Genomic DNA, 18,734 nt, shown 5'->3' with positions numbered 1-18,734 from the left:
GTGTCCCGCGGCGGGGCGGAATCGGTGCGGGAGGAGTCGCTACCGGCTGCCGCACAACCACCCGATGCCCGGTCGAAGCCGACGCGCGAGGAGGTCATCGATCTCGCGCATCGGTGGTTTCTCGACGGCCGTCGCATTGACATGCAACAGCTGGCCCGCGAGCTCGGCATCGGTCGCGCGACGCTGTACCGCTGGTGGGGCAGTAGGGAAGTGGTGATCGGCGAGGTGGTCTGGCGGATCATCGCCGACGCGATCACCCGGGTCGAAGCGCGCGGGTACGGCGGTCCCCTCGACCGCTTCGTCCGTAATTTCGGCAGGCTCGCCGACACCGTGCGCACCTTCGAACCGCTCTCACGATTTGTCGCCGACGACCCCGAATACGGTCTGCGGGTGCTCACCTCGGGCTACACCGTTGTGCAGAGCCGGATGATCGACTGGGCGGCATCCCGATTGACCGATCTGCCCGACCTCGATCCGCGCATCGAGATACGCGATCTCGCCTACGCCATTGTCCGCATCGGCGAAGCTTTCGTCTGGAGCGACGTCATCACAGGTGACCCGCCCCGATCGGACAAGGCGACGGCCATGGTCGAACTGCTCGTTACCGCCGCATCCGGCAAGCGCTGATCACACCGCTAGCGACTGCTTGCAAGTCGCTCGAAGAGACCAGGAGTCGAATTGTCCTACAACACCATCATCTACAGCGTCGCCGATGCCGTCGCGACGATCACGCTCAACCGCCCGGATGCCCGCAACGGCTTCACCACCGAGATGGCCGATGAGCTCGGCGCGGCCTTCACCGCCGCCGACCATGACGACCAGGTCCGCGTGGTCGTCTTCGCCGCCACCGGCAAGGACTTCTGCGTCGGCATGGACCTGACAGCGGGCGCCTCCGATGAGGACGTCACCGCGCCGGGGTGGGTCGAGTGGTCCACCAGGGTGGTGCGCCCGATGACCAACCTGAACAAACCTGTCATCGTCGCGATGCAGGGCGCGGCGGTCGGTGTCGGCCTTTCCATGACCCTGGCGGCGGATTTCCGGCTCGCCGCACAGGATTCACGCTTCGGTTTCGTCTTCGCCCGCCGCGGCCTCTTCCCCGAGGGCGGCTCCCTCTGGTTCCTGCCCCGCATCGTCGGCCTGGCTCGCGCCAAGGAATGGATGCTCACCGGCCGAATCTTCGGCGCCGAAGAAGCACTGGCCGCGGGCCTGGTGACCAGCCTGCACGCCCCCGAAGACCTGCTCCCGGCCGCCCGATCCCTCGCCGCCGAACTCGCTACGCAGGTCGCGCCGGTCTCGGTAGCGGCAATCCGCCGCGGGCTGGTCGCCATGTCCGGCGACAAAACCCCCGAAGACGTGTTCACCCTCGACGCCCGCCTGATCTCCTACGCCTTCTCCAGCGCCGACCTCCGCGAAGGCGTCATGTCCTTCCTCCAGAAGCGCCCACCCCAGTTCACCGGCAAGGTCGAGACCGAACTCCCCGACCTCGACGACTGGTTGTCCTAAGTGGCCGCCTGCTGACGTCCTCGCTCACGTAGTCGTACAACTTCCCGTACGAGTGTGACGTACGATATGTTGTACGACTTTTTCCAGGAGGTGGAGATGTCCGCGCTACCGATTTCGAAGGTTCGCCAAAACCTATTCGGACTGGTCCAGCAGGTCAACGACGATCATGATCCGTTGACAGTGGTCACCAAGTCCGGCGAGAACGCCGTGCTGGTCGCCGAGTCCGATTGGAACTCACTGATGGAGACGCTGTATGTACTCCAGACCCACGGAGGCGTGGAACTGCTGAAGTCCGCGCAAGACGCCCGCGACGGTCGTACCCAGACTCACGCCCTCATCGACCCTGACAAGGAAGCAGAGGATGTAGCGGCCGCCACGAATATGGCGGGTGCGCTGGGCGAAGCCTCTACGCGAATCCGCACACTGTTCGCTCAGCTGCGCACCACCGACGATCGTTCGGTCCGCCGCGACCTGCTCGACGAGTTGTACCAGTACAAGTCCGCACTCGATTCCGTGCCAGTGTCGGTGTGGGTGGATCGTCCAGCAGATGGAGGACTGCCGGCGGTCCTGTCGGACCTGCGCGAAAGGGCTGTGCCGCCGGGGGAGCCAAGTGCCTGATCGGAAAGTGACGTTCACCGACCAGGGGTGGCGCAGCTATTCAGCGTGGCTGGCCCGGGACCGTGCGGTGCTGAAGGCGGCGAACAAGATGATCGAGGCCGCGCTGCTCGACCCTTTCGCAGGGATAGGTAAGCCTGAGCCGCTGCGCCACCAGTTGGCAGGTCATTGGTCGCGGCGGATCACCCAAGAGCATCGACTGATCTACTACGTCACCGACACGGAGGTAGTGGTTGTGCAGGTAGGCGGGCACTACGACGACTGACCAGGGCTGGGCAGTCAGAATTGTCAGTTGAGGCCGGGCAACCAGGCCGCCGAGCCCACGCCGGCCCGGGTCCCTGTGGACCCGGGCCGATCGCGTTCAGTTGCCGGTCAGTTCTTGCGCCCCGGCGCCTTTGCTCCGGACTTGAAGCCCAGGCCGCCGGGCTTAGCGGCCGGGGGAGTGGCTTCGGGGGTCCCGTTGCCGTTGGTCGGCTGCTCGGGTTCCGGAGCTGATTCCACCGGTGTCTCGGCGGTCGGTGCCGCCGCGGGGGCCGGTGCGGCTGCGGTGCCTGGCGCCTTGGGGCCGGGGCGCTTGAAGCCCGACTTCATGGCGAGGCCCTTGACCGGTGCTGTCGGCTTGGTTTCGGTGGGTTCCGAAGCCGGTTCGGCGGCCGCTGTTTCCGGAGCTTCGGCGGGCGCCGGTGCTTCGGCAGGTGCGGGTGCCGCGGGAGCCTTGGCACCCGGTGCCTTGGCCGCGCCCTTCATGGCGAGGCCGGGGGCTTTGCCGCCGCCCTTCATCGCCAGGCCCTTCACCGGTGCTGCGGGTGCCGCGGGCGCTTCGGCCGCGGGTGCGGCCTCGGCGGCCGGAGCCGATTCGGCCTTGGCGCCGGGCGCTTTTGCCGCGCCCTTCATGGCCAAGCCCTTGCCGCCGGGTGCCTTCGCCGGGCCCTTCATGGCCAGGCCCTTGGCCGGTGCGGAGGGTGCCGCGGTGGCCGCCTCGGCCGGTGCCGCGGCGGATGCCTTGGCGCCGGGTGCCTTGGCCGCGCCCTTCATGGACAGGCCACCGCCGGGTGCCTTCGCGGCGCCCTTCATGCCCAGTCCACCTGGTGCTTTCGCCGGGCCCTTCATCGCCAAGCCGCCACCCGCGGGCGCGGCCTCGGCCGCTGCAGGGGTCTGCGCGACAGGGGCCGGTTCCGGCTCGGCCTCGGGAACTTTCTCGACGACGGGAGCCTTCGGTTTCTGCACCACCGTCAGGTTCTCGGTCAACGTGCCCGCGTCGACGCGGTCGATGGCGTCGAGCATGAGCTGCGCGACGTCGACGACCTCGACGCCTTCGCCCTGGCCTTGCTCCTGGCGCGCGGTGACACCGTCGGTGAGCATCACCCGGCAGAACGGGCAACCGGTCGCGATCTTGGCCGGCGAGGTGGACAGCGCTTCGTCGACGCGGTCGATATTGATGCGCTTGCCGAGCTGTTCCTCCATCCACATGCGGGCGCCACCGGCGCCACAGCACATGGAACGTTCGCCGTGGCGTGGCATTTCGACGAGGGTGGAGCCGGAGGCTTCCATCAGTTCACGCGGTGCGTCGTAGACCTTGTTGTGGCGGCCCAGGTAGCAGGGGTCGTGGTAGGTGACGTTCTGCGACACCGAGGCGACCGGGATCAACTGCTTGGCCCGCACCAGCCGGTTCAGCAGCTGCGTGTGGTGCACGACCTCGTAGTTGCCGCCGACCTGGGGGTATTCGTTGTTCAGCGCATTGAAGCAGTGCGCGCAGGTGACGACGATCTTCTTGCGGCTCTGTTCCACGCCCTCGAAGACCGAGTTCAACACCTCGATGTTCTGCGCGGCCAACTGCTGGAACAGGAATTCGTTGCCCGCGCGGCGTGCGGAGTCACCGGTGCAGGTTTCCTCCGCACCGAGCACCATGAACTTCACCCCGGCGGTGGCAAGCAGTTCGGCCACGGCCTTGGTGGTCTTCTTCGCGCGGTCCTCGTAGGCGCCCGCGCAGCCGACCCAGAACAGGTACTCGTAGCCGTCGAAGCTGTCGGCGTCTTTACCGAAGACCGGGATCTGGAAGTCCATCTCGTTGATCCAGTTGAGCCGGTCCTTGGAGTTCTGACCCCACGGGTTGCCCTTGTTCTCCAGGTTCTTGAACAATCCGGCCAGCTCGGAGGGGAACTCCGACTCGATCAGCACTTGGTAGCGGCGCATATCGATGATGTGATCGACATGCTCGATATCGACCGGGCATTGCTCGACGCACGCGCCGCAGGTGGTGCACGACCACAGCACCTCCGGATCGATGATGCCGCCCGCTTCGATGTCTCCGACCAGGGGCCGCTCGGCCTCGGCCTTGGCCGCCGCAGAAATCTTCGCCAGCGCGCCCTCGTTCGGGTTGCCCTCGGCGTCGACGAGACCGACCTCGTCGCCACCCATATCCTTGCGGCCGCCGGCCAGCAGGTAGGGGGCCTTCGCGTAGCCGTGGTCACGCAACGACATGATCAACAGCTTCGGCGACAGTGGTTTGCCGGTGTTCCAGGCCGGGCACTGGGACTGGCACCGACCGCACTCGGTGCAGGTGGTGAAGTCCAGCCAGCCCTTCCACGAGAAGTCCTCGATCCGACCGGCGCCGAAGGTGTCGTTGTCCGGATCGGCCGACTCCATGTCGACCGGCTGCCCCTTGGACATCATCGGCTTGGCCGCACCCAACGCGACGCCGCCGTCGTCTTCACGCTTGAAGTAGATGTTCGGGAACGCCGAGAACCGGTGCCACGCGACACCCCACGTGGTGTTGCGGCCGACCAGGTACAGGAATGCCATGCCGGACATCAGCTTCACGAACGCGAACAGCGCGACCATGGTGGTGCTCGCGGGCAGCACCTCGGCCACCTGCCTGGTGAAGAAGTCGGTGGCCGGATTCGAGTGGCCGTAGGCGGCGATCTTGCCCGCCTTCACGAAGATCATGCCCAGACCCTCGAGCAGCACGATCGATTCGATCACGTAGGCGGGTGCGAACTTCGAGCCGGTGAAGCGAGCCAGCCGCTCGGGCACCCTGGGGTGGTTGAGCTGACGGATGATGATCAACGCCGAGATGCCGACCACGGTGCCGATGCCGAGGATCTCGTCCCACAGGTGGTAGATCGCCCAGCCGCCGACGATCGGCCAGTGGAATTCCGGATCGAAGGTCTGGCCGTATGCCTCGAACCACAGCATGAAGCCGCCGAGGAAGCCGACCATCACCAGCCAGTGCGCCCAGCCGACGGTGCGGAATTTGTTCATGCGGGTGTGCGCGATGAACTCGACGAGCATCTGCTTGAAGCGAGGGAAGAACGGTCGCCAACGGTCCGGCGCGCCTTGGCCGATCATGATGGCGCGGACGATATTCCGCACGCCGCCGAAGAACGACGCCCAACACAGGAGGCTGAGCGTCGCCCCAATCGTGCCCAGCGTCACTGTCAGGGCATTCATGTCGCGACCTTTCTTTTAGAGGCAACACGAGTGTCGAGGGCGGCCATCTGCCGCCTCGGTTGGCTCGTATCCTAACCGCCAGTAAGTTACCCACCAGTAACAATTGGTCTCCATCGTGCGATCACCGGCCGGGCGGAACCCCCTCATGCAGGGGCTCGAGCCCAAATTTGCCTGTGAAGAATGTCACACAAATTCGACCAATCCTACGGTGTCTACTACCGACCACCACCGTAAACGTCGACCCATACATTCCTGCAGGTAAGGACAGGCTTAGTCCTTCGTGTTCCCAGGGCTAGTAATGCATCTCGCATCTTCATGGCGGTTCGATTAGTCTCACGTCCGTTCTATTTGCTGTGCCTGTCTTCACACCGCTCGGGGAGAACCCGAAGGTCAGACCGCCATTGGGTTGAATGAGCTCTCGCGTGTTGGAGAAGGCTCAGGAACACCCGTGATGATGGATTGGAATCTGAATGAATCTCCGCAGAACTACTGCGGCTTCGGCGTTGGTCATCGGTGCGATGACCATCAGCCTCGGCACCGCGCATGCTGAGCCTGCACCTGCGGCGCCGCAGCCTCTCAGCTATTCCGTCAAGCTGGTTAACAAGGTCGTTGTCGCAACCCTCAAGGGGGGGACCTTCTCGGTGACCGAGGAGCCCGGCGCCACTGTCGACGACCCGAAGACCACGATCGCCAACGTGCTTGACGGCAAGGGCAACACCCTCGTCTCCTTCCCGCTGAACGTGGATGTCGACGGCAAGCTCGTGCCGGTCAAAGCGGATATGAAGAACGACGGCACCGTGCTCGAGGTCACCCCGGAAAAGCCCGCGGATCTCGTGGTGTCGGCCAAGCCGGTCGTCGCGAAGCCGGTTGCCGCCAAGGAAATCGCGTCGCCGATCGAAAACCAGCGCGCGCAGAACGAATTCGCTAGCAACTTCGGCATCGCGACCGCCGTCGGCGGGTTCATCGGTACCGCGATCGGTGCGATCGCCGGCTGCATCATCAGCATTCCGGTCGGCTGCCTTCCGGGTCTGCTGACCGGTGCGGGCATCGGCGGCATCCTCGGCACCATCGCCGTCGGCGGTCCGACGCTGGTTGCTGCGGGCCTCGAACTGCTCAACACCATCCAGGCTCCGGATGGCACCACGAAGTGGGCCGAGAAGCCGGTGGCGGCGCCCGCGGCCGCGCCGGTTCAAACGCCGAACTAACTCGAACCGAACAACAATCGGCCCGCTCTCGTAGAGAGCGGGCCGATTGTGTTTTCAGGCCTGGCGCTCGCGCAAATCCAAGCTGCCGCTGAACGATTCCTCGCCCTTACCGCGCCCGAACCGCCCGAACGAACGCTCGGCCATCTCGAACGTCCCGTCCTCGCGCACCAGCAGCACCGTGCTCGCCCGGGTGCCGTGCAGGAGGTGCGCGACGAATCTGGCGGACACCGCCCGCTCCAGCGACAGCGGAATGCCGGTGTGCGGCAATTGATCGTCCGACGCCTGGGTGCGGTCGGCGAGCACCTCGAAATATCGGTCGATATTGCCGGGATCGGTCTCGACGACGGCGCGCAGACCGAGGACGCCGTCGCGCATTTTGGGCCAGATGGGTTGCGGCGCTTCCAATGCCGTCGAGGGTCCCGGTGCCGTCGAGGCCAGGAAGGTCCCGTTGGACAGACCGTGGAAGCCCGGCGTCAGCTCGCGGGGCGGGGTCGTACTGCGGTTGGAATGCCACCAGAGCGATTCGAGGTCCGAGACCACCAAGTTGTACCCGTTGTAGTCATCCGGTGCCGCAGCGACGTCGAGAACGTACTTTTCGGGGCCGGGGAATCTGCCGCTGGGATGGCGGTCGTCGGCGCCGCGCAGAAAATCCATCAGCAGCGCACCACGCGAACGGGCTTCGGAGCGTTCACCATCCGGGTTGCGGACATTGGTCACGGTGGCGAAGCGGTTGCGTCCCTGCGCCTCTCGCGTCAGGCCGAGCCAGGTGCCCGGGGGATCACCCGCCGCCTTGCCGGTGGCCCCGAGATCGCGTCCGGCCAGCAGGCCGGCCACCTCCGGCCACCACCGCATTGATTCGGTCGGCCTGGTGTAGAACTCGTCGCGGTTGGCCGCGACGATCAACCGGTACTCCGGATGTGCACGCCAGCCGATCAAAACCAAACACATGTAATCCAGGATGCCGGAACCTAGCGGGCGCTCACAGCGTATTCATCCCCGGACGGCCGGTAGAACAGCGCAGTGACAGCAAAAAGGCCGACAGCGACCCGCTGCCGGCCTTTTCGGTGACCCGAGGATCAGTTGGTGCGAATCCGCAGACCCGGGTTGTCCGAGAGGACCACGCTGACCGGCTGCGCGAACAGCTGCGGCACATTGCCGGTGAGGGCGCCGATCAGGTTGGGGATCTCGCAGATCGGGAAGTCGGCCACCGAGGACGCGCTGGAGATGCCCAGTGCCATCCGGCCGGTCACGATCGGGCCGCCGCTGTCGCCGGGCAGCGCGCAGATGTTGGCCGAGAAGCTCTGGGTGAGCTCACGATCGCCGACCAGCACGGTCTGATCGACGGCATTGACGACGCCGCAGCTGAAGCCGGTGCGCGAACCGGACTTGCAGACCGGCGCACCGACGACCGGCGTGGCGACGCCGTCGATCGGGATCGGTGCCCGGCCGGGAACCCGCACGCCGTTGTTCTCGAAGCGGCCCTTGGCCTGGTCGTTGATCCGAACGATCGAGTAGTCCTGTGCGCCGAGCACCGACTTCTGGAACGTGCCGAGCTGCGCGCCCGCGCGATCGCCGTGCAGCTCGAAAACGCCTGCCGCATTGCCGTTGCCCGCCGAGGGAATGTCGGGGTTGCAGTGGCCCGCGGTGATGTTCACGGTGTTGCCGGACCGGTCGGTGCCATTGAAGCCGAACGAGCAACGCAGCGACGTATCACCGCCGATCGAGGCGAAACCGTCGCCGCCCGACAGCGCGCCACGCGCCTCACCGGCGATCTCGCCGGCCCGCGGCAGGTTCGCGGGCTCGCTCGCCACCGGCGGAGCCATCACCATGACCCGCATCGGATCGATGAAGCTCGGCATCGGCAGACCCGGCTTGTCGACCCGCACCGCGACGCTGTTGTTGACGGTGTCGATCACCGCGCCGCGTACCAGCGCGGACACTGCCTCGGGCTGCCCGTCGAGCCACCGCTCGAACGCGGTCTTCTCACCGCGCAGCGCAGCCTCGCTCTTGGCGACGTTGCGGACTTCGAATCCGGCCGAATCGGCGGCCTTGCGCGCCTCATCGATGCCGGATCCCGGCGCGAGCGCCACCACGACGCGGCCCGCGTCGTCGAGCCACGAACCGGCGAAAACCTGGGGGTACTGACGCTGTGCGGTAGTGGCGAAGGCCGCGGCCTGCTGGGCGAGGTCGGCGCGGTGCAGGTACTCCTCCGGCGAGATCTTCAGATCGCGTGCCACGGCCGCTGCCAGCTCGGGGGAAAGTCCGGCATTCGGGTCCGGTTGTGCCGTCGCTACTGCTGCTGTGGGACCGAACAGCAGAATCGCCGCCGAGGCGGCGATTACTGTTTTTCGAACCCGGGTCTGTCGCGCAGCTGATCGGAGCTGACCTATACGTGGCAGGAGCATTCCCAGACTATATGGGCTCCAGCCCGGGGGTGCCTACTTATCACGGGCGACGATTCGGTCGCTGTGGACGTAACCGACACCACGTCCGGTGTGAGCAGGCTCTGACACACCTGATGGCACTGTCGGACGGCAGTCCGCCGACAGCCGCGCTGGGTCGAGCGGAGGCGTGGCAGCCGCGCCCGCGCCGGGTCGAGCGGAGGCGAGGCAGCCGCGCCCGCGCCGGGTCGAGCGGAGGCGAGGCAGCCGCACTCGCGCCGGGTCGAGCGGAGGCGAGGCAGCCGCACTCGCGCCGGGTCGAGCGGAGGCGAGGCAGCCGCCTAGCCGGCCGCCTGCTTGGTGCGCAACTCGACACCGCTGCCGAGTCCGCCGCCCGAGGATGCGTCGATATCGGCGAGGATCGCACGGATCGGAATGCCGAGCGAGGCGGTGCCGCCGTACTGTGCCAGGCCGACATTTGCGTCGTTGCAATTCGGTGCGTCGGCCGCGTTGGAGCCGCTGGTGATGCCGAGCGCGAGGGTGCCGGTGAAGATCGCGCCACCGCTGTCGCCGCCGAGGGTGCACGCCGAGCTGGCGAAGCCGCGCACGGTCTTGCTCACGCCCTCCGCGGTGAACAGCTGGGTCTCGACCCGATCGGCCACCACGAACCCACAGGTGAAGGTGGACGACTGCCCCGACTTGCACACCGGTGCACCGGTCACCGGGTCGGCGGTGCCGGTGATGGTCAGTGTGGTGCCGTTGGAGCCGCGCACCGATGGCTGGTCCATGCCGGCCCTGACCGCGCGCTCGTTCAGCTTGATGACCGAATAGTCCAATGCGGTCGGTCCGCCGAGCTTCGCCTGCATGAAGGTGCCGACTTCGGGGCTGTTCGGAATATCTTTGACGTTGGGCAGGTAGACCCCCGCCTGCTGGTCGCCCTTGCCGAGATTCGGATCGCAGTGGCCGGCGCTGATGTTGAGCGCATTGCCCGCGGCGTCCACGCCGTTGAAGCCGAACGAGCACACATCGACGCTGCGCAGCTCGGCATCGTGCAGTGAGGTGGGGGCGCTGATGTAGGTGTCGCCGCCCATCGGGCGGCGCTCGATCGGGCCGCCGCTGCCCGGCGACAGGATGACCTTCACGTTGGCGATGAGCGTCGGCAGATTCAGCACGTGGCCGGCCGGAGTGTTCGCGACGCTGAGGACGAGCTGGCTGTTGAGGAAGTCGACAGCGACGGAGTTGATCGTGGAGGACAGCTCACGCGGCAGCGTGTTGATCCACTGATTCAGTTGCATCAGGGAGTTTTCCAGTGCGTTCGCCGAGACCGGAGCGAGGTGGGTCTGGTAGCCGGCGGCCGAGGCGATCTTGGCGGCATCGACCGAGGTGACCGCGACGAACGGCCTGCCGTCCGTGCCGATCCACGCGCCTGCGAAGGAATCGGGACGTTCGGATCGGAAGTCACGCGCGTATTCGCTGAGCTGCTGGGCGCGGGCGGACCGTTCCAGATACTCCGCGGGCGTCATCTTCAGATCGCGCGAAATGGCCTGCACCAATTCGGCGGGCAGATTTTCGGCGGGCAGCTGCGTCGGGGTGGCCGATGCAGAGGTGATACCGAGCAATGGAGCGAGGAAAACGGTCGCGGCGCATCCGACGGCTGCTGCCTTGACCGCGGCGCTGCGCGCCACCAACTTGCGCATGAAGTCCCTTCGTCGGCACGGGGCGTGCCAGCTACATCCGTGGGCCACAGGCTGAATCCGTTGGCGCACAGTCCTCGTCCAGCAACAGACCGGTCGTCGGAAATTTTTCCGGCAACACCGGTCAGCGGATCACTTTAGGGCACAAACCGGGGTTGGGCTCTACTAAATCAGCGAGGACGTGTGATCTCCGAGGTGGGCCGCCACTGCCGCGGTGTTGGCACGTCGATATGGAAGGGGCTGGTCGTTCGAGTCGGCCGCGAATTGGTCGTTGGCCGGGCGGTCGTCGTTGGCTCGGTGGTGGTTTCCGGTGGCTCGGTGGTCGTGGTGACCGGTGGCTCGGTCGTTTCCGGCTCGACCGTGCGGGTGATGACCACCGGCGGTTCCGTGGTCGGTGGGGGCGTCGTGATGGGCACCGTGGGGAACTCCACCGGTGGCGCCGGTGGCGTCGGGGTCACCGTCACCGGATCGGACTTGGCGTCCCGCACCGTCGGCACCGGGGTCTTTCCGGTATCGCGGAACAGCACCGACACGCCGAAACCGCCGAGCACCAACCCGATCACTACCGCCGCCGCGATCAGCAGCGGGGTGGTGCGGCCGGGCTGCGCGGTGGCCCTCGGCGCGATGGTCTTCGGCGCGGCAGGCGACTCCGCTACCGCTGCGGTCGGCAGTTGCGCGAGGATCGGGTCGGCGATCGGCAGCGCCGCCGAGTAGGCCTGCATTTGTTGCGACCCGGGGGCAGGCACCGCGGGAATCACGTCGGTGACCACGGTCGAGTTCTCGGCGTCGCTCGGATCGGGCGGGGTGCTGCCCGCCGGTGTCGCCAGCACCGAGGCCAGTGCCGCGCGGGCGGCGTCGTAGGCCAACGCTGCCTCCGGGTCGCCGATATCGGTGCCGGGCAGGTCGCCCTCGCTGACCAGCACCACCGAGCGCAGGCCGAGATAGTCGAGCGAATCGCGCAAGGCTTGGACGTATAGCGGCGGCCAGTCGGCCGGATGGGTCGCATAGAACTCGGCCGGGCCGTTCAAATACTCGGCCGCAAGATTGATCAGGCAGAACAGTGCGGTCGCAACCAGATCCTCGGCCCGGTAGGCCTCGCCGGCGTCGACCGGGATACCGGCCGGATCGCCGACCCGGGAAACGAACTCGGTGATGGAGTGCGAGTGATCGGCCGGCGCAGGTCCGCCGAGGACGGTGTCGCCGTCGTCGGACATGTGCAGGATCGACTCGCGGATGATGAATTGCGGTTCACCGGCGTCGGTGACAATCGCCGCGGTGCAATTGTTCTCGGCGATGCGCAGACCGACGCCTGTGGCCATCCTCGTTACCTCGCTTCGGATCAGTCCGCGACCCGTCACACCAGCAGCGAGCCGTGTCCCATCGCGCGGAGCATAGACAAAAGCTCCGAGCGGGACCTGGCACCGATACGGCGCCGGATGCGGGCGACGTGATGCTCTACCGTCTTCGCGGAAATGTACAGGCGTGCGCCGATCTCCCGATAGGTCAAACCTAGCAGTACGAGTTCGGCGACTTCCCGTTCGCGTTCGCTGAGGATCGCCGTCGCCTGCGCCGCCGGTGCAGACGCGGCAAGCTCCCGACCGTTCGGCGCCGCGGCATGCGCGGGCGGACGGACTGCGGGTTCCTGCGGACGCGCATCGGAGCGAACCGCGCGAGCCAGCTTGAGCAGTGCGGTCGCGGTCGTGGAGTCGTCCGCGGCGAGCGCGGCCTCACTGGCGAGCCGGGCGGCATCCCAGGTCAGGCCGATCTCGCTGAGTCCGGCGACGGCAACCTGCACCTGCGCGACCGCGACCTCTCCACGCAGCACGAGCACCCAGGTGCGGCCGGCGTCGACGAGCACGGCGGCATGCCGGTCGCCCGCCTCGGCCGCGGTCTTGAGCAGTCGAGCGTGCGGTAGCAGCTCTGCGGGACTTTCGTGTGCGATCGCAGCCTGCACGCCGTACCAGTGGAAGGCATTCGCCCAGGCCGGCGGTTGATCCAGGCGTCGGAGCAAGGCGAGGGAGGCCTCCACCAGCGGCGTAATCCGGCGCTCGTCGCGCAGCCGGATGCCGGCGAGCCACAGCTCGCCGATCGGCAGCAAGGTGAGCAGATCGGCGTCCACGTCGTCGAACAGTGGGTAGGCAGCCTGCCAGGCCTTGGCGAGTGCGGCGTGATCGCCGCTGCGCCGTGCCAGGCCGACGGCGACGCCGTGGGCGAGCAGCTGGTCGCGGATATCGAGCGAGCCCGGTTGCAATGCTACGACTGTCGCCGCGGCGGTCTGCTCGTCGCCGCCGAGCATCGCGGCCCACGCCTGCAGCACCTGGAGTTGATGACAACGCAGGCCGCTTGCGGTGGCTCTGCGCACGGCATCCCCCGCACGGTCGGGTTCACCGGTGCCCAGGCACAGCAGAGTCGCGATGGACACCGCGGTGCACGGCAGGAACCTGTCGACTCCCGAATCGGCCTGCGCCGCGTGGATGAGCGCGGAAACGGCTGTGGTGGTACCGGTTTCGTGCTCGACAATGGTCTGTGCGAGTGCCGTGGCGATGAGCCGGGCGTGCGCGTTGGTCTCGGTCGGTGGCCACTGTGTCGCCGAATGCGACATCTCCGCGGCGGCGCGTACATCGCCCGCGAGGTATAGGACAGTCGCGCCGACCGCCCAATCCGCGCCGATGCGATGGGATCCGAGCCAGGAGTACAACTGCGCCGCCCGCCCGACCAGACCGCGTCGGGTCAGCACCGCCGCGCAAATCCGCACGGCCGCGGCGAGTTCCGGTGCACTGACACCCGAGCGGACCAGCACCGGCTCGGCTAGACGCATCGCTGTCTCGCCGTCGCCGATGCAGGCGGCCGCTTCGGCCCAGCGCACCGCGATGATGTCCGGGTCGGCGCCTGCCGCGGCGGCCGCGGCGTAATAGCGCACCGCGTCGCGGCCCGCCTTTGCCGCGGCGGCACACAGGAATTCGGCAAGTCGCTGATCGCGCACGCCGGACTCGGCCAGCTGCAACGCGGTGTGGTCGCGCATCAGGCCCGCGTCCAATCGCGCGGTCAGCAGCCTGCGCTGGACCGCGACGTACCGCCGGTCGCCGAGCACTGTGCGCAGTGGTGCGATGGCGGGACCGAGCAGCAGGTCGGCATCGGTCACCAGGGCGCTTGCCCGGGCCCTGTCGATGAGATCCTGCGCCGCGGCCGTGTCGATGCCGAGCACCTCGGCCAGCTCGGTCGCATCGAGTCCGGTGCCGGTGGTTGCCACGACCATGGTCTCGAGCAGGTCGGGCGCCACGTTGTCCAGCATGGCGCGCGCCCAGCCTGCGACCGCCTCGTCGACGGCGCCGATACCGGCGTCGAGCCGCGCCGAACAGGCCGCGGTGAGTGCGGCGACCACGCCACTGCGGATGCCCGCGGTCTGCTGGTGGATGTGCTGGGCCACCGGGCGCGGCACCGCCATGCCGAGCTCGCGGGCGAACGGCGCGATATCGCTCACGCCGAGGGCGCGGAGGTCGACCACCCGGCCGCGGCGCGCCACGGTGTCGGCGAGCTTGCGCAGGGACGGGTCGTGCGGGCGGGGCTGGGCTGCGATCACCATCGTGCATCGGCCGGATTCGACAGTTGCGCAGAGGTTTTCGAGCTCGGCGTGACTCAGGGTCTCGGCGTTGTCGATGATCAGGGCGGGCCGTGCCTGCGTGGTTTCGGCGCGGGACTGCGTGGTGTCGGCGGCGGGCACGATACGGGACGTACGGCGCCCATTGCCTGCTGCGGCACCGAACACGCTACGCGCGCCGGCCATCGCGTGGACGGCATCGCCGGAGCCGACCTCGAGGGCAGTCGCAGGCAGCGCGGGGTGATCCTGCAGTGCGATCCCGCCGGCCTGCAGCCGGGCGCGGATGACCGAAAGCAACATGGATTTACCGGTGCCGGAGCGGCCTCGGATGAGATACACGACCGGCCGCTGACCGGCGGCATCCAGTTCGCGGAAGATCTCGCGGGCGCACGGGAGGGTATCGAACGCGATGTCAGCCACCAGAGCCTCCGATGATCTGGCCGGGCGGGCGCAGAATGCCGCCGACGCCGTCGACGACCCCGTCGACGCCATCGACGACCCCGTCGAGGGTGTTGTTCAGTGCGCCGCCCGGCGACTGGGTGGGCGGTTTCGGCGAGGGTGCGGGGGCTGGTGCGGGAGCTGGTGCGGGCGCAGGCGCTGGTGCGGGGGCCGGAGCGGGTGACTGTGGGGCTGGTTGGGATGCTCCGGGCGTCGCAGGCGCGGGGTTGGCCGGTGTGGGCGCATGTTGACTCGCCACGGCCTGGTCGAGCGCGGGCCCGTTGTTCACCGCTTCCACCGACGTCGCTCCCGGCGCTGCGGAGCCGGGTTGTCCTGCTTCGGGTTTCGGGTCGGTACCGGTCGGGTCTGCCACCGATGCGGCTGCTCCGGGAACCGGTGCGTTGCCGGTTCCCGCGCCGGTTCCCGCGCCGGTGGTCGCCGCCGCGTCGGACGTGCCGGCGGTGGTCTGTTCGGTGGATGCGGGACGGCTCGGCTCGGGTTGGGCCCCGGTGCCGATCGCGACGGTGCCGGTCGCCAGCAGCCCGATGACGACCACCGCGCCCGCGACAACGGCGGCCCGCTGCCGGCCGGTCAGGTTGCGGACACGTGAGCCGGGCAGCGCCCCCACCTTCGGCGGCGATTTGTCCTGCCACGACACCGCGGGTAGCTCTTCGGTCTTCGCCGGGGCATTCGTCACGACAGCCGCCGCGGCCGCGAGCGGCTCGCGGTCGCCGGTGGCGGCCAGCAGATCCGTGGCCAGCACGGCGGCGCCGCGAGCGCTGGTGTGTCCGGGCTCCGCCGCGGCGACGACCGGAAGGCCGAACTCGGTCGAGATCAGCTCGGCAACCAGTGGAATCGCGCCGCCGCCACCGGTGAGCAGCACGCGGCCGATATCGCCGATGTCGAGCCCGGCGCGCTGCACCGCATCCCGGACCAGTTCGATCGAGCTCAGCAGCGGTCCGCGCAGCAGATCCTCCAGCTCGCCGCGGATCAGCCGGATGTCGTCGGTGCGCCGATCGATGGGATTCAAGCGCACCGGAACCACGGTCGCGGTATTTATGGAAAGCTCTTCTTTCGCATTTCTGCAGCGGTTGCGCAATACCGACAATTCACGCTCGACGACCGGGTCGAACGGATCGAATTCATTTCCGCCCAGCGCGTTAGCCAGGACGTAGCGCATGGTCAGCAGGTCGAATTCGGCGCCTGCCACGTCGGTGGTACGCAGCGGTGTGCCGAGCAAGGCCGCCTGTTCGCCGGTGCGGACCACCGAGACCGTCAGCCCGGTGGCGCCGAGGTCGTAGACGACCACCACGCTGTCGCCGAGCGGGCCGTGTGCGGCTTCGAGCCAGCGCACCGCGGCGGTCGGTTCCGGAACCAGGGTCACCTCACGTAGGCCCGCCCGATCCAGCGCGGCGCGTTGCATATCGACGGTGTGCCGCGACCACCACGCCGGATGGCACGCGACCGTGGCCGAGCCGTCTTGCGTTGCCTCTGTATCGATTTCGTCGATCAGGCACCTGACGGCCGTGGCCATCAGGTCCGCGGCGGCATGGCTCGTGCCGTCCTCGGCCAGGATGCCGACCGGATCGCCGACCCGGTCGAGGAAGCCATCGAGCACCACGTCGCTGGAATGCCTGGCGGTGGCGCGGGCGTCCGTCCCGAAGGCCGGCGCGCTGTCCGCGGCCAGGCGCAGTACGCTCGGGTGGGTCAAAACAGCGCCGCTACCTGCGGGTCCGTCAACCCCGTCGCTGATATCCCCGGTCGCCGCCACGGCGACCGAATTCGACGCTCCGACTGTGATGCCGAGTGCGAGACGCTCTGTCATTCGAGAACCCCGTTCGAAAAACTGTTCGGTCCGATGGCGCTGTTGGTTAGTCCCGCCGCTGCGGAAAAGGGTTGCGTGGATCTTGTGGATCCGTCAGTTCTGTCGGTTGCTGGCGGTCCGCCGTTACTGAATCGGGGCATGTTCGGGGAAATTCCCCTAATGGTCTTCGGGTCCCTAACGGGTATCGACGGCGGACAGTAGGGGTCCGCCCCGTTTCGAAGTAACGCGTGGGGTCCTTAGCGTGAAATGCATTCCAACGACCGCGGATCGCGAGGGTCCGCTCATCCAGGAGATGATTTCGATGACACCCAACGCGATTCTGGAGTTCATTCTCAACCTGCTACGCCACCACGATGCCGCGGTGGCCTACTGCGCCAACCCCGGCCAGGCGCTGGTCGCGGCCGGTCTACCCGATGTGACGCCCGAGGACATCGCCGCCGTCGCCCCGATGGTCGCGGAATCGGCGCTGGTCAGCGGTGGCTCGCAACTGTCGGCGATCGTCGCGGCCGGTTCGCAGGCCGCCGGGAACGCAGGCGCTGCCGCTGCGGTCACCACCGGAGCGGCCGTCGCCGCCGACGCGGGCCTGAATCTCGGCGGCGGCCTGCAGAACGACATCGACCTCGGCCTGCAAGCCGGAACCGGAGTCGACCTCGATCTGACCTCTGGCCTGAACACCGCGATCGGCGCGGGCCTGCAGCTCGGTGCCGACATCGGCGCCGGGGTTTCCGCAGGTCTCGATGGCCTCGCCAATGCGGGCGCCGACCTGACGGCAGGCCTCGGCGGTGCACTGGACACCGACCTCGGCGCAGTCATCGGCGCCGGCGCGCAGGTTGTCGTCGACCTCGGTGCCGGGTTGTCCAACGGCCTGCAGGGCGTTGTCGATGGCGGTGCTGGTCTCGGCGGAAATGTCGCGACCGATCTGAGCGGTGTGCTGGACGCGGGCGCGCAGGCCGCGGCAGGGCTCGAAACCGGGCTCGGTGCCACTCTCGGCGCCGGCGCGCAGCTGGGAACGGATGTGGGCGCTGGTGTCACCACCGGCCTCGAAGGTGTGCTCGATGCGGGTGCCCAGCTCGGGACGGGTTTGGAGGCGGGTTTGTCCACCGGTCTCGGCGGTGTACTCGGCGCGGGCGCGCAGGTGGGTGCTGATCTGGGTGTTGACCTGGCCACCGGTCTCGGCGGTGCGATGGACCTCGGCACGGGCTTGGAAACGGGGTTGACCACCGGAATCGGTGGTGTCCTCGACGCCGGTGGCCAAGCGTCGACCGACCTCGGCGCAGGTGCGCAGGCCGGAGCGGATCTGGGAGCGGGGGTGTCCACCGGCTTGCAGGGTGCCGTTGACGCGGGTGCGGGTCTGACGTCGGGTTTGAGTGGTGCTGTCGATGTTGGTGCGCAGGCGGGTGCGGGTCTGACGTCGGGTCTGGGTGGTGCTGTCGACGCGGGTGCGCACGCAGGCACCGATCTGGCCACCGGCCTCGGTGGTGCTGTCGGCGCCGGTGCGCAGGCGGCGACGGGGCTCGAGACGGGACTTTCGACAGGAATCGGTGCTGCCGATACCGGCCTGTCCGCTGGTGTCGGTGGCGCTGCGGACGTGGGGACGCACCTGGGCGCGGGCCTCGAGACAGGGCTCGGCGGCGCGATCAACGGTGGACTGTCGACGGGGATCGACACGGCTGCCGATCTCGGCGGCGGGTTGTCCACGGGTGTTGGTGGAACTGTGCACTCCGGGCTGGAAACGGCTGCGGGAGTGGGTGGTTCGGTGGGGACCGGAGCACATGGTGCGGCGGATGCCGGGGCGCACGGCGCGGCGGATCTCGGCGGCAGTGTCGGGTCGACCGCCGCTTCGACCGCGAATACCTGGTCGTCACTGGATGTTTCGAGTGCCTTCGGCTCGGGCCTGGAGAGTTCGGTCGACGCACACGGCGACTCCAGCCTGTTCTCCGACACACATGTGGGTGCCGACGTCGCCGGAAACGGTGGCGGGGACCTGCACGACGATATGTTCCTGCACTGAGGGAGAGCGATAAC

At 67.9% G+C, this 18,734-nt stretch carries 13 protein-coding genes; 6 read left to right on the top strand and 7 right to left on the bottom strand.

The genetic code is table 11. From position 1 onward, the window contains the following. From OHQ90_RS03130 to OHQ90_RS03115, 4 genes are read left to right on the top strand one after another with little or no spacing between them, the layout of a single operon-like run. Positions 1-627, top strand: a complete 627-nt coding sequence (locus OHQ90_RS03130) for a QsdR family transcriptional regulator (RefSeq protein ID WP_328407127.1) — start codon at positions 1-3, stop codon at positions 625-627. Positions 628-678: 51 nt separating this feature from the next. Next, complete coding sequence (locus OHQ90_RS03125) at positions 679-1,503, top strand: enoyl-CoA hydratase-related protein (protein WP_328407125.1); 825 nt, start codon at positions 679-681, stop codon at positions 1,501-1,503. 54 nt (positions 1,504-1,557) lie between these two features. Then, positions 1,558-2,121, top strand: coding sequence for a type II toxin-antitoxin system Phd/YefM family antitoxin (locus tag OHQ90_RS03120; RefSeq protein ID WP_328407123.1), 564 nt, complete (start codon positions 1,558-1,560; stop codon positions 2,119-2,121). Further along, positions 2,114-2,383, top strand: a complete 270-nt coding sequence (locus OHQ90_RS03115; protein ID WP_328407121.1) for a Txe/YoeB family addiction module toxin — start codon at positions 2,114-2,116, stop codon at positions 2,381-2,383. The genes OHQ90_RS03120 and OHQ90_RS03115 overlap by 8 nt, the downstream gene beginning before the upstream one ends. Before the next feature lie 107 nt (positions 2,384-2,490). Here the strand turns inward: OHQ90_RS03115 and OHQ90_RS03110 are convergent, their stop codons facing one another. After that, on the bottom strand, positions 2,491-5,568 hold the full coding sequence (locus tag OHQ90_RS03110; protein ID WP_328407118.1) for a (Fe-S)-binding protein: 3,078 nt from the start codon (positions 5,566-5,568) through the stop codon (positions 2,491-2,493). 518 nt (positions 5,569-6,086) lie between these two features. Between OHQ90_RS03110 and OHQ90_RS03105 the strand changes: the two genes are divergently transcribed. Continuing rightward, positions 6,087-6,773, top strand: coding sequence for a hypothetical protein (locus tag OHQ90_RS03105; RefSeq protein ID WP_328407116.1), 687 nt, complete (start codon positions 6,087-6,089; stop codon positions 6,771-6,773). Positions 6,774-6,827: 54 nt separating this feature from the next. Here the strand turns inward: OHQ90_RS03105 and OHQ90_RS03100 are convergent, their stop codons facing one another. The 6 genes from OHQ90_RS03100 to OHQ90_RS03075 form a co-directional block, all read right to left on the bottom strand. Then, positions 6,828-7,721, bottom strand: coding sequence for an NRDE family protein (locus OHQ90_RS03100; RefSeq protein ID WP_328407114.1), 894 nt, complete (start codon positions 7,719-7,721; stop codon positions 6,828-6,830). 128 nt (positions 7,722-7,849) lie between these two features. Further along, positions 7,850-9,178, bottom strand: coding sequence for a S1 family peptidase (locus OHQ90_RS03095; protein ID WP_328407112.1), 1,329 nt, complete (start codon positions 9,176-9,178; stop codon positions 7,850-7,852). Positions 9,179-9,495: 317 nt separating this feature from the next. After that, a complete protein-coding gene (locus tag OHQ90_RS03090) occupies positions 9,496-10,851 on the bottom strand; it encodes a S1 family peptidase (RefSeq protein ID WP_328407110.1) in 1,356 nt (451 codons plus the stop codon). A 167-nt stretch (positions 10,852-11,018) separates the two neighbouring features. Next, entirely contained in the window at positions 11,019-12,167 is a 1,149-nt protein-coding gene (locus OHQ90_RS03085; RefSeq protein ID WP_328407108.1) for a hypothetical protein, read from the bottom strand. Positions 12,168-12,202: 35 nt separating this feature from the next. After that, positions 12,203-14,866, bottom strand: a complete 2,664-nt coding sequence (locus tag OHQ90_RS03080) for a LuxR C-terminal-related transcriptional regulator (protein ID WP_328407106.1) — start codon at positions 14,864-14,866, stop codon at positions 12,203-12,205. Further along, entirely contained in the window at positions 14,859-16,709 is a 1,851-nt protein-coding gene (locus tag OHQ90_RS03075; RefSeq protein WP_328407104.1) for an Hsp70 family protein, read from the bottom strand. The genes OHQ90_RS03080 and OHQ90_RS03075 overlap by 8 nt, the downstream gene beginning before the upstream one ends. Before the next feature lie 301 nt (positions 16,710-17,010). On the opposite strand from OHQ90_RS03075, the gene OHQ90_RS03070 reads away from it, so the two are divergent. Further along, a complete protein-coding gene (locus OHQ90_RS03070) occupies positions 17,011-18,720 on the top strand; it encodes an IniB N-terminal domain-containing protein (RefSeq protein WP_328407102.1) in 1,710 nt (569 codons plus the stop codon). Positions 18,721-18,734: the final 14 nt, after the last annotated feature.

The organism is Nocardia sp. NBC_00403 (assembly GCF_036046055.1).
In the GTDB taxonomy this organism is placed as follows: domain Bacteria; phylum Actinomycetota; class Actinomycetes; order Mycobacteriales; family Mycobacteriaceae; genus Nocardia.
Note: the sequence above shows the minus strand (reverse complement) of the source record. Positions and strands in the feature narration are given on the sequence as shown.